Source organism: Dyadobacter sp. CY345 (genome assembly GCF_021502725.1).
GTDB lineage: Bacteria > Bacteroidota > Bacteroidia > Cytophagales > Spirosomataceae > Dyadobacter.
This window is the reverse complement of sequence record NZ_JAKFFS010000001.1, coordinates 734,384-750,564: the sequence shown is the minus strand read 5'-3', so window position 1 is coordinate 750,564 and position 16,181 is coordinate 734,384. Positions and strand designations below refer to the sequence as shown.

General features: G+C 40.2%; 12 protein-coding genes. 6 read left to right on the top strand and 6 right to left on the bottom strand.

All coding sequences use genetic code 11. The features are described 5' to 3' along the window. Window positions 1–4 precede the first annotated feature (4 nt). Window positions 5–895, bottom strand: a complete 891-nt coding sequence (locus tag L0657_RS03220; protein ID WP_235148953.1) for a DMT family transporter — start codon at window positions 893–895, stop codon at window positions 5–7. 73 nt (window positions 896–968) lie between these two features. Between L0657_RS03220 and L0657_RS03215 the strand changes: the two genes are divergently transcribed. Continuing rightward, on the top strand, window positions 969–2,375 hold the full coding sequence (locus L0657_RS03215) for an OmpA family protein (RefSeq protein ID WP_235148952.1): 1,407 nt from the start codon (window positions 969–971) through the stop codon (window positions 2,373–2,375). Window positions 2,376–3,026: 651 nt separating this feature from the next. On the opposite strand, the gene pth is transcribed toward L0657_RS03215, so the two are convergent. Continuing rightward, on the bottom strand, window positions 3,027–3,587 hold the full coding sequence (gene pth, locus L0657_RS03210) for an aminoacyl-tRNA hydrolase (RefSeq protein WP_235148951.1): 561 nt from the start codon (window positions 3,585–3,587) through the stop codon (window positions 3,027–3,029). Between the two features lie 260 nt (window positions 3,588–3,847). Here pth and pyrR point away from each other — a divergent pair, with 260 nt between their 5' ends. After that, on the top strand, window positions 3,848–4,387 hold the full coding sequence (gene pyrR / locus L0657_RS03205; RefSeq protein WP_235148950.1) for a bifunctional pyr operon transcriptional regulator/uracil phosphoribosyltransferase PyrR: 540 nt from the start codon (window positions 3,848–3,850) through the stop codon (window positions 4,385–4,387). 265 nt (window positions 4,388–4,652) lie between these two features. Here pyrR and L0657_RS03200 read toward each other — a convergent pair whose 3' ends face one another. Next, the gene (locus tag L0657_RS03200) at window positions 4,653–6,209 is read right to left on the bottom strand and encodes a hypothetical protein (protein ID WP_235148949.1); all 1,557 of its coding nucleotides are present in this window, start codon (window positions 6,207–6,209) and stop codon (window positions 4,653–4,655) included. Window positions 6,210–6,528: 319 nt separating this feature from the next. Between L0657_RS03200 and argS the strand changes: the two genes are divergently transcribed. The 4 genes from argS to L0657_RS03180 all read left to right on the top strand — a co-directional run bounded on the left by argS (window position 6,529) and on the right by L0657_RS03180 (window position 10,314). Then, window positions 6,529–8,307, top strand: coding sequence for an arginine--tRNA ligase (gene argS / locus L0657_RS03195; RefSeq protein WP_235148948.1), 1,779 nt, complete (start codon window positions 6,529–6,531; stop codon window positions 8,305–8,307). A 129-nt stretch (window positions 8,308–8,436) separates the two neighbouring features. Beyond that, window positions 8,437–8,994, top strand: a complete 558-nt coding sequence (locus L0657_RS03190) for a glutathione peroxidase (RefSeq protein WP_235148947.1) — start codon at window positions 8,437–8,439, stop codon at window positions 8,992–8,994. A gap of 34 nt (window positions 8,995–9,028) precedes the next feature. Then, window positions 9,029–9,403, top strand: a complete 375-nt coding sequence (locus tag L0657_RS03185; protein WP_235148946.1) for a DUF5618 family protein — start codon at window positions 9,029–9,031, stop codon at window positions 9,401–9,403. A 17-nt stretch (window positions 9,404–9,420) separates the two neighbouring features. Beyond that, on the top strand, window positions 9,421–10,314 hold the full coding sequence (locus L0657_RS03180) for a 1,4-dihydroxy-2-naphthoate polyprenyltransferase (RefSeq protein ID WP_235148945.1): 894 nt from the start codon (window positions 9,421–9,423) through the stop codon (window positions 10,312–10,314). A gap of 17 nt (window positions 10,315–10,331) precedes the next feature. On the opposite strand, the gene L0657_RS03175 is transcribed toward L0657_RS03180, so the two are convergent. From L0657_RS03175 to L0657_RS03165, 3 genes are all read right to left on the bottom strand, one after another. Beyond that, window positions 10,332–12,101 (bottom strand): SGNH/GDSL hydrolase family protein, encoded by a 1,770-nt coding sequence (locus L0657_RS03175; RefSeq protein ID WP_235148944.1) that lies wholly within the window; start codon window positions 12,099–12,101, stop codon window positions 10,332–10,334. Window positions 12,102–12,189: 88 nt separating this feature from the next. Then, entirely contained in the window at window positions 12,190–12,639 is a 450-nt protein-coding gene (locus tag L0657_RS03170) for a DUF4920 domain-containing protein (protein ID WP_235148943.1), read from the bottom strand. 86 nt (window positions 12,640–12,725) lie between these two features. After that, window positions 12,726–16,181 (bottom strand): gliding motility-associated C-terminal domain-containing protein, encoded by a 3,456-nt coding sequence (locus tag L0657_RS03165; protein WP_235148942.1) that lies wholly within the window; start codon window positions 16,179–16,181, stop codon window positions 12,726–12,728.

The window sequence follows — 16,181 nt, the reverse complement described above, 5'->3', positions numbered from 1 at the left end:
ATGACTATTTTTTTATAGCCACACCGCTACTGATTTTTGCTTTTTGTCCAAAATATAATCCGACAATAACAAACAGTGTTCCGGCGACGGTGTAAATGGTAACCTGCTCGTCCATGAGCCGCCAGGCGAAAAAGAAGCCAAATAATGGACAAAGGAAAAGCCATAATGAAGCGCGAACTGGATCGATTCTTAACAAATAAAACCAACAAATTAATCCGGCTATTGAAACAGCCAGACTCAGCCACAATACAGATCCCCAGAATCTAAAATCCCAGGTTGTCACAGAGAAATCTCCGAAAATTAATGTGAACGGAAGCAAAAATATACCTCCCAGCGTAACCTGCCAGCCATTGATCAGCAGATTCGGCAATTTCCATTCGATTGTCGCATAATATACACTGGCCGCCGAAACGGCAATCATGCTAACAAGCAGTATCAATATACCTTCAATTTTGGTAGTTGCTCCGTCCAGAAGCGGATAGGTTGCAATGCCTACGCCCAACATGCCTAAAATAATACCGATCCACTCACCAATCCGTGGACGCCGGCTAAGCCACCATGCCGACAATAAAACAATCATTAAGGGATTTATCGAAACAGCCAGGCTGCCAATACCGGCGGCGGTAAATTTCATCGCCATTACATACAAACCGAGATACAGCGTTGTATTTAAAAAACCGAATAAACCAAGCTGCATAAATTCCTTTCGGTTTGGAAGTTTATAAGCCTCATCTTTGCTAAAAATGTAAGAAAAACCTAACAGCAGTATACCTGCGATAAAAAAACGAACGTTTGCTAATATCAAAGGAGATGCAGACTGGACTCCAAATTTGGTTGCTACGGAAGCAGAGGCCCATAGAATGGAAAAAACGAGACCTATTAAAATATTTTTCACGCTTAAAAGTAATTATGTTTCAAAAATACAAGAACCGTTTCGGCTTCAACCTGTCTTTTTTATATTTTTGAAGATGATTAGTAAAAAAAATGTAAAGTGGCTTTTTGCTCTTCTTCTAAGCCACTCCTATTTTTCAGTTTTTTCGCAAAGCCAGTGGACATATGATTTCAATAATGGCTTGCTGCCTATTGAAAAAGGTGGGCCAGCGTTACATCAGTTGGGACAAGCGGGCCAGTTTATAAAAGAGAAGGTTCCTGGAAGTGGTGAAAACGGCGTTCCGGAGATCATCAGAACGGTCTATCAGTTTGAAAAAAATTCAGGATTACAATTTAACAATAAGGAGGCAAACGGTTTTTTAAATAAATCTTTTACCGTGGAGATTTATTTTAAATTGAATGAGCTCGATAGCTGGAAACGCGTACTTGATTTCAAGAACCGCAAAAGTGATTATGGAAGTTACATTTATGATGGAAAATTGAACTTCTACGATTTCGCTATTGGTGAAAAAGCACCGGTTAGGGCTAACCAATACATTCACTACGTTTATTCTAGAGACTTTGAAACCAAGGTCATAAAAATGTATGTGAACGGTTTGTCGAAGGTAGAATTTAAAGATCCGGGTACGGAAGGAGTTCTTGATAATGAGCAGGTTCTGAATTTATTTCAGGATGACTTGGTTGCGAATCATGAAGCAAGTGCCGGCTCCGTTGCGTTGATACGTGTATATGACCGGGTTATGACTCCTGTTTTTATACGCAGAAGTTATCAGACGATAAGCCGCGCTCCAAAAGAGATCGTTGCCGAAATTGAAAAGGTGAAAGAGGAAAGCAAAGTAGAAGATGAAAAAATACCTGTTTTAGATACCAGATTGGTCCGGGTATCAGGGAAAGTTTTTGAAGGAAAAAACCTGAATGCAGTTGAAAATGCCGAAGTATCGGTAAGAAAATCAGTCAATGATTCTCTTGTGGCCAAAACCAATGTGAAAAATGGTGGATATACTTTTCAATTAAAACCGCACGAATCATATAAAATATCTGTAAACGCACCGGGATTTCAAACCAGAAGTATTCCCGTAAGAACTACTGCGCAGTCTACAGAAGTGAAATCACTGATCAGCCTAAAACCTGAAACATTTGATAGTCCTTTGTTAACATTACTTTTTAATCAAAGTAATGATACGCTGGAATTACCCGCAAAGGCGCAACTGGATTCTATGATTTCCTATTTTCAAACACGTACAGATTTAAAAATTATGCTTAAAGGGCATACGGATAACATCGGTGATTTTGATAAAAACTTACTCTTATCCAACCAGCGCGTCAATGTTGTGCGAGATTATCTAAGAGGAAAAGGAATAAGTGACGATCGTATTCAAGGAGTCGGCTATGGTTCTACCCGGCCTAATCAAAAAAATTTATCAGAAGAGTTACGGAGGTTAAACCGTCGCGTTGAAGTTTGGGCTGAGCCTATAAAAAGATAAAGCCATCTCATGAAGACGGCTTTATACTGACTATTCCTAAACCCTTAACCTTTTCTTATCTTTATTTGACTGAATTACAGACTGATAGTAGATGATCTTTTGTTATTTTCAATAATCACTAATAATCAGGTGTTAGACCATTCAGGTCAAAAATATTTCTTTTATAAATCGTCCCTTGTTTGAATTACCTACTTTGGACTCATTTTATTTAACAAAGTCACACTAGTGTCAATAATACTTCAATTTTTTCGTTTCACCAAATTGAAATTTCTTATCCAACATACGATTAAATCTATATTTCAGATCAATCAGGAATAAAAGAGTTTCAAATTGAATATTTCAACAGACATTGGCAAAATCTTCTCTCCGTAATATGAATACAAATATAATACATATTTAATTCAGCTTCATGGATTTATTCAATTCTTATTGCCTTGTTTTGATATACAAATGTCATCATAAATTTTGATATTACAAATTATTGATAATGATCAAAACAGAATATTGTTTGGAATAAATGCAAATGTTTTTAATAAAATTTACAATTAACAACTGATTATCATATTTCAATAAAAATAATATTTTACGATAATTAAATTAACCAAATAAACTACATTCTTGAAATATTTATATATTCTTCAAAAAATACAATCATTGATTGTAATTATTCATAGCATATTGTATTCCCAAAGTACAAAACGCCGTTACCATATCTCCGGCTGTGTCCAAAAATATTTGTATTTCTGACATTTCTTCATTGGAAAAAGGTTTTAAGACGTAATCTACTTGCCTTCCACGAGAAAAATTATTCCCTATTCCAAAGCGCAGTCTGGGATATTCCGATGTGCCTAACATTTCTTCAATATTTCTCAATCCGTTGTGTCCGCCATGGCTTCCTTTCGGCTTAATCCTTAGAGTGCCAAACGGCAATTGCAATTCGTCAACAATAACCAGCAAGTTTTCTTTGGGGATTTTATACTGATCCATGTAATAGCGGATGGCTTTTCCACTCAAATTCATAAAAGTGGTTGGCTTAATAAAATAGAATTGACGGCCTTTATATTTCCACTCCGCCACAAACGCCAATTTTTCGAAAGTGAATTTAAAATCGTTTTGAGCTGCAAGTCTGTCCAGAACCATGAAGCCGATATTGTGCCTTGTAAATGCATATTCCGGGCCTATATTTCCTAGTCCCGCGATCAGATATTTCATTACTACTTGTTCAATTTTGAATGAACCACATTTTTTTGGCTCACCTGGGTGAAAAAACTATTGCCTGTGTTCAGCATTTACTTTGTCAAACACAGGATTGTCATAATTATAGCTCAAAATTAGATTAAAGCTTTCGAATCATGAAATTAGATATCTTCCAGCCATCTTCTTTCCAGCAAATATTCTACTTATTAATATGAAAAGTTTTTGATTTCGTAAATGTGAGCTTAATTTAGGCTAAAATTCAGCGAATTATTACCATGTCTATCAAACGACTTATTTTAAGCAGCCCTCTGTTAGAGATTATGACCAGCAGGTTATGTCAGGAACTTATTGAAAATCATCAGGACTTTGACAATACTGTGATTATGGGATTGCAGCCCAGGGGTATTTTTTTTGCAGAGCGTGTTGTTGCTGAATTGCGTGAAAGGACCGGAAGGAACATTCCATTAGGACATCTTGATGCAACCTTCTACCGTGACGATTTTCGTCGCAGAGATTCTCCCTTATTACCAAATAAAACAAATGTCCCGTTTCTGATCGAAGGAAAGCGGGTTATACTTATTGACGACGTATTGGCCAGTGGCCGAATGGTTCGCGCTGCGCTGGATGCTATGACAGCCTTTGGCCGACCGAAAATGGTTGAACTTATGGTATTAATTGATCGGCGCTACAACCGGGAACTGCCGATCGAACCGGATTATTTCGGAATGAAAGTAAATACCCTCGAAAGCCAGCGCGTTCTGGTTGAGTGGAAAGAACAAGGCTTCGAAGCCGACCATATTTGGATGGTAGATTGATTATTAATGGTTAATTATTAATGGTTAAGGGTTAATGGTTAAGGGTTAATGTTCAAGGGTTAATTGTTCAGGGTTAATGATTAGAGTAGTTGCAACTCTGAACCAATATCTTCACTTTCTTTTGAAAAGAATTGAGACTTAAATTAACTTAAAAGAATCATTAAGTTTAATTCAGAGCCCTACCAGCGCAAACACATTAACCATTAATAATTAATAATTAACCCTTAACCATTAATAATTAACCCTTAACCATTAACAATTAACTTCATCGCGGCACATTCATTCCCTGTCTGTTTTCTGCCTTATTGATACTTTCCGTTTTGTAAGTTAGTTTGTTGATGTAAAAAACATCCCTGCCCTGCCCGATCGAAGACGGACCAACGCGCTGCATCCCGTAAGCAAGAAAATATTGCCCATACCACGGTGCCAGATATGCGTTTTCATTATTGATAACCTTATCCGATTCAGATTTTGCGCTGATCTTGAATTTTTCAGTTTCAACGACAACCTTATCCCGGTTGATCACCTCGGTGTGAATTGTACCTTCCTGCGGATATGCAAGAATAAAATAATCGTTGACGGGCGTTAACTGCACCATTTCCTGCAATTCAAAACTTGTAAGGTCTTTAATCGGAATACAATTATCCCACTTGAACTTTCCATTACGGTCGAAGCCGCAAACAATCGCATGTGTATAGCGGAATCCTTCCAATGAACGTGCATTATATGGCCGAGTGACCCCATTTGTGACCATCATCGGGGATCCTGCACGCTGATTTGGATAATAAACTTCGGCAACCAGCACAATTTCGTCTTCAGTCTGAATTAGTTCATGAACAAGCAGACGATACCTAAATCTGTTTTCCTTCCCTAGACTTTTCCGTTTACCAATCCGGTCCATCATCCGCTGGCGACGTTTTGGCTTCATATAATTGAAGAAATTCTGCAACTCAGAAAACTCGATAAATTCAGGCTTTTCCGGTTCATTATCAGCGATATGGGTTATGTACAAACCCTGTGAATAAGGAGTGCAGCCAACAGAATAATTCCCAATTAGGTACGAATCATCAGCGTTCAGCGGTACAATTTGACCTGAGATCAAACTATTTCGTGGATCACTTAACGCAGTCTTTTTCAGAAATTTGCCTTCATAAGAATAAGTCTTGATTTCAAATACGCAGTTTTTCTTTCTGTAAGCATACGTGATCACATTAATTATTCCATCCTGTTCATTAATATCGACATTATTCAGTTCCGTATTCTTTTCATACAGTCCAGGCAAAACTTTCGACGACTGATCAAAAAAGGAATGAACGACAACGACAGGTCGTGACCGATGGTATCCGGCTACAATTGCTTTGCTTCCAATTACTTTAAATTGCTGTACGTCTATCCCGGAAAGCAAATTCCCTTTATAGCTTTCGATAACGCCGTCGTTATAATTCATCTGCAAAAAAAGGAAATGATCCGTGTCAGGCTGAGCAAATAACCAGTATCCAAAATGCTCTCCCTGATAGGCCATAACCGGGATATAGCGATAGTCTAGCTTGTAATTCACTCGCCAGACCGGGTTTAGCGACGTGTCATAACGCGTAAAGTCCCAACTTTCATTTCTATTTCCAAAACTGGCATCACCGCGAACGAGCGCCAAAAGTCCGCCGTTGCCCAGCGTAAACACTTCAAACATCTCAGAGCGAGACGAATTTGTAGGAATTTCCAAACGATCAGATTGCTCTAATTGTGCATGAACCTTTGAAGGTCCAAAGAAGCAAAATTGTATGATCAGACAACTTTGTATCACAAATAGTAAACGGTTCTTCATAAGTTCTTGTCGCGGGGTGTAAGTCTGTTCAATATTTACCCTAATTTTGTATTTAAAAGAAAAACATAATCAGCAAAGCTTACCACGATTTCCATAACATGCTTATTAGCTATTGTCTGTAATTTTTAGTCCGTGCATTTATAGAAAAAATATAACTATAAATGACCGGCTGGTACTGGAATGCGATTAACTAACGGTATTACAATTGCATTTTTGATAATGTCTATTAATGTAAAAATATTTTTAATCAAATAAAAACTTAGAGGAATGTTATTTAATTTTTGATTGATACTTCCGAAATTCAATAAAAACAATATTCATGACGATTGAAGCAATACTGAAAGCAGACATTCAAAAAGCGGTCCACAAAAATTTTGACATCACCGTTGAAGACATATTACTGCAACCCACCAAGAAGGAATTTGAAGGATTTTACACGTTTGTTACATTCGCATTAACCAAAGCAACAAGACGCGCCCCGGCAGAAATCGGACAGATTATTGGTGCTGATCTTGAAGCAAATTCTACGGTGGTTGACCGCTGTAATGTTGTTCAGGGATTTTTAAATATCAGCCTTAAAGACACAACCTGGCTGAATTTGTTTGGAAATATTTCTTCCGACGCTGATTTTGGAACATTACCTGCGAACGGCAAATCGGTAATGGTAGAATTCTCGTCTCCTAACACCAACAAGCCGCTTCACCTTGGTCATTTACGAAATAATTTTCTGGGCGACTCGCTTTCGAGAATTTTAAAGGCTAACGGATATGATGTTGTAAAAACATGTCTGGTCAACGACCGGGGAATTCATATCTGTAAATCCATGTTGGCATATCGCGAATTGGGGAACGGAGAAACGCCTGAATCATCCGGTATCAAAGGTGATCATCTGGCTGGAAAATATTATGTAAAGTTTGATATCGAGTATAAAAAGCAAATTAACGAGCTGGTAGCAAGCGGGTTGACAGCGGAAGAAGCGGCGAAAAAAGCCCCATGGATTCTTGAAGCTCAAAAACTTCTTTTGTTATGGGAACAGGGAGACGCGGACACGGTGGCACTTTGGCAAAAAATGAATACCTGGGTTTACGCAGGATTTAACCAGACTTACAACCAGATTGGTGTGAGTTTTGACAAAACCTACTATGAATCCAATACTTATTTGCTCGGAAAAGATATCATTGAAGAAGGTTTACAGAAAGGTGTTTTCTTCAAAAAAGAAGATAATTCTGTTTGGATAAATCTGACGGAGGAAGGGCTGGATGAGAAACTGGTTCTTCGCGGCGACGGGACTTCAGTATACATCACGCAGGATTTAGGTACTACTGAATTGAAATACGGCGATTTCCATAACGACCGCTATTTATGGGTTGTAGGAAATGAGCAGGATTATCATTTTAATGTACTTTTTGCGATTTTAAAACGTCTGGGACGCTCGTATGCCGACGGTTGTTATCACATAAGTTATGGAATGGTTGATCTGCCTTCGGGAAAAATGAAGTCTCGCGAAGGCACCGTTGTTGATGCTGATGACCTTGTTAGGCAGATGATCGATACGGCCGCAGCAAGAACACAAGAGCTTGGAAAAATCGATGATTTTGAGAGTGAAGAAGCTACACAGCTTTATGATACTTTGGCACTTGGCGCGTTGAAATATTATCTTTTAAAAGTTGACCCAAAGAAGAGAATGTTGTTCAATCCGGAAGAATCAATTGATTTCCAGGGACATACAGGACCTTTCATTCAGTATACTTATACCCGGATGCGGTCCATTCTGAGAAAAGCAGAACAATCCGGTATTGAGATAAAATTACCTCCTGCGAATTACGAGCTGCATCAGGTTGAGCGGGAATTAATTTTCACTTTATCACAATTCCCGATGCGTGTGCAGGCGGCAGGGATTGAATTCGCGCCTTCGGTTGTCTCGTTTTATACGTACGAACTTGCGAAAGTTTATAACCAGTTTTACGCGGAAGTGTCCATTTTTGCTGACCCGGATCCGATCGCTGTAAGCTTCCGTGTGGCGTTGTCAAAAGTCGTAGCAGAAACAATTCAGAAGGGCTTGGGGTTATTAGGAATAAATGTACCTGAAAGAATGTAAAAGCATTTTTTTACATTAATTTTATACCTGAATTTCAATCGTTTGAAAGCCAGTTTTCGTAAATCAAATTTCCAACCTATTACTTAACCAAATCGATTTGTTATGAACTTGTTAAAATCAATTTTTATTATGATCACTTCTCTTATTTCAGGCATTTTTGCTGATAAAAGTGAAATTGCGCAGAAACCGGCCGAACATATTGTTGCAAAACAAACTTTGTACGACTTTAAAGTTAAATCACTTGTTGGCGAAAAAACGGTTGATTTGAGCCAGTACAAAGGAAAGAAAGTAGTTATCCTGAATGTAGCCTCGAAATGCGGATACACAAAACAGTATGCTGACTGGGAAAAATTCAATAAAGAGCATGGCGATAAAGTGGTCGTTTTGGGTTTCCCTGCTAACAACTTTGGTGGACAGGAACCAGGTACAAGTGAAGAAATCGCTACATTCTGTTCAAAAACTTATGGCGTTTCTTTCCCGATGTTTGAGAAAGTTTCAGTTGTTGGCGACGACCAGGCTCCAATTTACAAATGGCTTTCTACCAAAGAATTAAATGGCTGGAATGACAAGGTGCCTACATGGAATTTCTGCAAATATGTAGTAAACGAAAAAGGCGAATTGACAAATTTCTTCGCTTCAAAAATCTTGCCGACAGATCCTGAGTTTTTGAAAGCTGTTGGTATCTGATCAATCAGTTCACAAACTTCATCACGCACATTATATGAAAGAGTTATTGGAAGCTAAAAGACATATCACCAATGCCAAAGATCTCCTGAGCGAAAAAGCCAAAAAAGAAAATGGTTATTATCAGGATCGGAAGTATGTAAAAATGGCTGGCCATACGGCTTATGCCGGCGTATTGGTAGCATTGGATTCAATTTTAGGTGATAAGAAAAAAGGCCGTAAAAGTGTGGAATGGTATAAAGAAGAATTGGCAAAAATGGATAAAAAGATCCTTTCCGCCTTTCTCGCTGCTTATGACACTTTACACTTGGCGATGAGTTACGATGGAAATCTTAGTGCCGAAGTAGCAGTCGCTGGTCTGAAAGATGCAGAAAAAATAATTGCCTGGGTTGAACAAAGAGCCCAGGCTTAATATTAAGTGATAGTAAAATGAAATCTTGGATAGAAGCTGCCCGGCCACGTACGTTACCCCTGGCACTTTCCTGCATATTAATGGGCTGCTTTTTAGCGGCATCAACGGGTCAGTTCAGCTGGCCCGTTGCTTTGTTGAGCATACTCACAACAACGCTTTTACAAGTACTTTCCAACTTTGCTAATGATTATGGCGATGCTGTAAACGGGAAAGATACCGAACTTCGGGAAGGTCCGCGCAGAGCAGTTCATTCAGGAAGTATTCCGGCTTCAACGATGTTGAAAGCCATTATTTTATTTTCCATTTTGTCATTAATTTCAGGAATTTCGCTGCTGTATATCGCTTTGAAAGATGCTCCTGCAAATACATTCTGGGTGTTTTTAGGCATAGGGATCGCCTGTATCATCGCCGCCATTACTTACACTGCCGGGAAACGTCCTTACGGATATGTTGGTCTGGGGGATTTGTCAGTGCTGATTTTCTTCGGCTGGGTTGGCGTTCTTGGAAGCAGTTATTTGCATACGCATGTCTGGAATTGGGATTTGTTGTTACCGGCTACAAGCTGCGGTTTATTTGCCGTGGCAGTGCTAAATATCAACAACATTCGGGATATCGAATCTGACAGGGCAACTGGCAAAAATTCTATTCCTGTGCGCCTAGGAAGAGAGAAAGCGGTGCTTTATCACTGGGCTATTTTATTAATCGGAATGTCCTGTATATTGATCTATACAGTCCAGAACTTCTCGGGTTATACCAGTCTGATATTCCTGCTCAGTTTTCCGCTATTTATTAAAAATGGTCTGGCTGTTTCCCGCCTGAAAAAAGCCAGTGAACTTGATCCTTATCTGAAACAAATGGCGCTTTCAACTTTATTGTTCGTCATTCTTTTTGGTATTGGCGTAATATTATGAGTTAAATTTTGAACCGTTTATTTCACAAACGGTTCAAAAGCTTTTCCTAAAATCAAGTATCCCTTCGCATTCGGATGCAAACCGTCTGAAAACAGCGTTTCATCAATTTTTCCATTCTTAGCTGCCAGCACCAGACCCGGATCAACGAAATTTACATTCATCGTTTTTGCCAGCTGTTTTAATTCAACATTTAATTTTCTGACGCGGTCTTCCTGTTCCCTTCTCGGATAAATCCCAACCATCATCAGATCAGCATCAGGTTGCCTGAATTTGATCGCTTCGATCAACAATTTCCATCCTTCAAGAATTTCTCCGTCTTTGTTCCATTGAAGATTATTTGTGCCACTATTTACAAAGATCTTTTTGGCACTGTACCCGTCAAGTTCCCCGTGATATACCCGCCAAAGCACGTTTTCAATTCGATCCCAGCCATAACCCATATTACGTACGCCCGTCATCCCAAAGGTCTTATTCCAGGAATCCTCGCCGGTAGCACGCGGCCCTTTTGGCATACCTCCCCAGAAATGTGTGATAGAATTTCCGATAACAACGATTTGTGGCTTTTCTGTCTTATCTAATGATAATATCTCCCTGTGGCGAGTCTCCCAGTCGTAATTATTCAATTCACGAAGTTGCGTGCACGGCTTCGTTGTCGAGACAGTGCCTGTCGGCTCATGTAAAATATTCCGGATGTGTTTCTCATACGCCTCTGCATAGCGCATCATTCCCAGGTCAGTTGGGTGTGTGCCATCTACCGTTGTTTCAATATCCTGCTTGAAATCTTCTTTGGGAATCAGGTAAATGCCTGTGATACCTTCTGATTTCAACTGCGCAAATGCTTCCTTCATTACCGCATTAACTTCCTGATAATTTTTGCGGCTGACGGAATTGATCGCCTCGTCCGTATAACCGTCGTGTTCTGCCAATAAAATCGGAGTCAAGTTGTGTTTTTTTCTTAAATCGCGTACAGCATTTAAAATCCTGGCCTTCACTTCGTCCAAACTAATTTTCACACTGGCAACGAGATTCGGAAGACAATCCAGAACGAATATTTTCGCGTCGATTTCAGAAACCATATCAACCACTTCTTTTTCCAGACGACCGTTTCCCGAAAAGCCAAGATTAATTAAAGGATCATCCATTTTTCTTGATAAGATCGACGTCCACGCCATTCCCGGTCGGGAAGCACAGGCTCCCTGCGCGATGGAAGTGCCGTATACCACAATAGGTTTGTCCGGTCGAACTGGTAAAGCTTCAAATCTGGTACCATCCGGAACGCCGATTTCCAGCCATTGCATATTGTTATATAGAGGTAAAAACAACCGGTATTCTCTGCCCAGTTTATGATTCTGATCGACAGGGTCTATGTTCTTGAAATTATAAGTTATTGTGTCGCCAAAGGCATATTTAGCGGCGCACCAACGCCATTCACCGTCGTTTGAAATGGCATATACATCCACCCCGCTTACTCCCGTAGAAGGCATATGTGGAAGTGACAGTTTCCCTCCAACCTGATACCTGATTTTGATTTCACCCGAATTAGCCCTGAACCGAATCATGAGCCCCGCGGATTGCCTTGAAAGATCCCAAACCTGTTCTCTAACCAATTTTTCAGCCCGGGCAGGCAACCGGTCATAGCGATTTTTCACCTCATCGGGCCAGGCCTGTCCTTCAATAACCGGAAATTTGCTGCTTGCCGGATTCCACCACGTGAATTGTGTATTCTGGGCGAAAGAATATGAATTATTAAGAACAAGAAGAATAAAAAATAGAAATCTGGCTTTCATAAAAAATGGACACTTTTTGTATTGATACAAAAGTGTCCATTGATATAGTTCTTACTTATCGAGTCCTTTCGGAGAATCTTGTTTGCAATTACTTGACCAAAACCCCGTCTGCAATAAACGTCATTTCCTTTTTTGGTTCAGTTATCTTAGCAATTTCCTCATCGCTTTTTCCGGCATCTTTGGCATAATGCTGCAAATGTTCAACAGGTACCGTTTTAAACTGAGCATCACCTTCAAAAACAACGGTTTTTCCGGCAATATCCTTTGGAACAAAAAACGCATAATCTCTGAACATCACACGCATCGTTTCGCCGTTATCCATTTTCACCTTCATCCAGCAGCCTTTTACCTGACAAACAGATTCTACCGTTCCCGTAACCTTTGTAGCGTATTCTTCTTTTCCCGCCATTTTCTCAGGCAAAACTTTCGCATCAATCGCTTTCTTATCATTGATTTCTTTTCCAAAATAAGCGGTAGTCTGTGCATAAGAAGCTGACGAAAATGCCAATGCGAAGATCAATATGAATAATTTCTTCATCGTGTCAAATGTTAAGTTATTGAAATCCTTAATTATAATTAAAGCTAATTAATTTGATCCAAAATACCGATTTCACAACAGGCCAATTATTCCAAAACTTCCAGCCATCCTTTACAATGATTGCCGCCAGGCGTATCGACAACATAAAAATAAGTCCCATTTGCTACACCTTTTCCCCAATCATCTTTGTAATTGGCCGATTTGAAAACACTTTTCCCCCAACGATTATAAATTTCCAACGTCGATCCGGAAACCGGAACTACAAAATTGTCATTTTTTCCATCGCCGTTGGGCGTGATCACGTTTGCTAAAATAAGCGGAGGCTCGGCACTTAATTCTTTTGCCGTGGAAAGTGCGCAACCGGCCGCGTTATAAGAAGTAAGCGTCACAACATATTTCCCCGGCGTTTCAAAACTGTAATCTTCAACATTTGCCGTATTCAAACCATTAACCGTTCCGAGATTCCACTCATATCGTTCTGCATTAGAGGTTTTGTTCAACATCGAATATTTAACCGGTTTGTTACATTCGCCCCCCGATCTTACAATTTCGAACGCAGGTTCGTGCGCTTTATCAATAATCACAGTTATCTGTCGTCTCGGACGACACCCATTTCCATACATTCCTTCGATCGTATAAATGGTCGTATGAGATGGACTTGCGGTGATAGATTCCCCAGTGGTTGCGCTCATCGTTGAATCTCCTGTCCAGTTGTATGCTGTGGCTTCACCCGATACCGTTAAAGTAACTAGATTTCCTGCACAAGAAGTAACATTCTGCATCGCTGTAAAATCTGCGTTTTCCTCAACCCTTACGTTCACTTTCCTTGTAACAGCACAGCCACTTTCTGTACTGATCTCAACGGTATACTCGGTAGACTTATCGATGGTGACTTTTGGATTCGCAATATTGGCATTATCCAAACCAGTAGCCGGTGACCATTTGTATTTTGTACCGCCACTGGCGAAGAGGCTGATCGTTTTATTCTCGCATACAATTGTGTCGCTGATTACCTGTGCGTTAACACTTTCTACCTTGATAATTTTCTCAGCCATATCCATTCGCTTGCAGCTTAACTTGTTATATGCTTTCAATGTAACCTTGTATTCACCAGCCTCAGAAAATGTATAACTTCCACCATCCTCCTCCCGTGAAATCCCATTCCCGTTTATCTCCCAGAAATATTCCACTCCGCCTTCACTGGCATTGATAAAATCCAGCGTAAGCGGCGCGCAACCTTGCAGTACATTTTTATTTTCGCCCTGATAAACATCGAAATCTGCCCGTAGCAAATCGATATCGATTTTGAACGCCGCATTATTACAATTTGCATTCCGGTTCGTTTTGGACCAGGCTTGTGGTGTAACCGGAAAATTACTTCCTCCGCACGAACATGTTGCGTGATAAATCACGCCATTTTTATCAAAACGACTCGTTCCGCCATCAACATGGTCGCCTTCGGCTTGGCGGTTTTCACTCCCAAAATACGTAGCATACAAAAGCGACTTCGCTCCTTCTTCTAAGATGGCGATATAGAAATTATTTCCCGTCGTCACCGTTTGAATGGCATTTTCTGTAACAGGAAGCCGTGTAGTACTACTCGCCGTATTGCTGGAAGTCCGTATATTTACATCGCCACCCCAGCCCGCGATATAGATATTTCCACATTCGCTGACCAGAAACGCAGTCGGAGAGATATCAGGCGTCCCTCTCCCTGATCCGATTGTTGTAGAGAAAATTGATTGGGTCAAATTATGGTCCAGCGCGTGGATAAACTGGTTGCTTTTTGCGTTGCTATACAGACCCCTGGTCACCGGATATTCACCAGTCGTCAAACCATATACAAAGACATTTTCATTTGGGTCAAAATCAAGCAGATAAGCTCCATCGGCTGCGGGAGTACCTAAATAAGTTGCAATTTTTAATTTGCCGTTGGAATAAATCGCTACAAAAGCGTCTTCCGTTCCGTTTATTTTTGGTTGATACGATGTGCTGTTTGTTGCAAGATTTGAGCTTTGCGTAATTCCCGTCACATAAGCATCCCCATTTTTCGCAGATTTTATCGAAAAAGCGGCATCAAAACCATTCCCGCCGACATAGGTACCCCAAAGCAAAACATTCAAATCAGCCGAAAGTTTAATCAAAACACCATCCTGAATTCCGGCAAGCTGGCTTTGAGCAGCATTTTGAAGCGGAAAATTATCTGAATTCGTTGACGACACTACAAAAACATTATCCTGATCATCCAGCTCGATTTCACCCCGAAAACTATCGCCATAATTTCTTATCGTGGCCGGTCCAATATCGCTGATTCCGTCGTTACCTTTTCCACCTACCAAGGTTGAGGCGAGTAATTGTTTTCCGTCGCCGCTAAGTTTTGACACAAAAATATCACTGCCATTAAAAAGTTCCAGTCCGCCAACCGGTTCAATAGCAATACCGCCACCAAACACTTTTTGAAATGCATTTGAACCGGTTGGGAAATTACTTGAAGAAGTTGTCCCAAAAATCAACAATTCATTTTTACTATTTACAATCAGACTATTAGGTACATCTGTATTATTTCCTCCGAGATAGGTCGCATATAAAAGCTGGCTTCCATCGGGACTGAATTTTAAAATTCCCACATCAACAAGCGCTGAAAATCTAACCTGGTAAGCACCCACCGTTGCTGGAAACCCGACTCCGAAAACTGTTCCGCCCGAATACAAATTTCCTTCGGCATCATACGTTGCGGTGTGCCCCCAGTTATCAGCCGTAGATCCCGAATAGGTAGAAAATATTAATTCCGGGTCAATCGTCAAAGTTTCGGATTTGGAATACCCTTTTGGAAAAGAAAATTCAATCTGGTTGTTTTCCGTCAGGACGACTTTGGAAGCAACATCTTGTGTTCTTTTGTTAATTTCCTGAAAAGAATAAGGTTGCGCTTCCTTAAACTGTCCAACCGAAGTTTTCACGATCGTTTGTCCAGATTCATTCACAGCCACACTGCTAGCTCCTTCATACCTCAGCCTGATCTGGGAAGCATCAGCCTGCGGATGAACAATAAATTCATATTTAAGGGTATTATCGTAAATGTAGATACGAAGATCAATTCCCTGGTATACTCCTTCGTAAATAACTTCCTGAAAAGCACCAACGTCGCCAACACGTGCGGTTTCAGAACCACCAAAAAAATAATTGAAGCGCGTTTTTACAGGATATTTTGTTGTGTATTTGATTTGGCTATTGCTGTTTTCAAACAAAACTTCAACGCCGTGGGCATTGATTATTTTTGGCTTCGCCGGTGAGAATTTCGCATTAGGAGATGCGGGAGTTGCTTTCGTATGCGCAGACGATACCTGGGAAGCGTCATAAAGTGAATAGACCAGCGAATTATTTTTCAGGAACAAAAAGCCTCCGGGGATTTCGGTTCGGAACAAAATATCTGAATCCCACTGACCCTTATTTTGAACAAAATACATTCCGGCGCCGGACGACTCTACGATCGATCCCAAAAAAACCAGTACCAAAATCAAAAGACATTGTATAGTTTTTGTCAT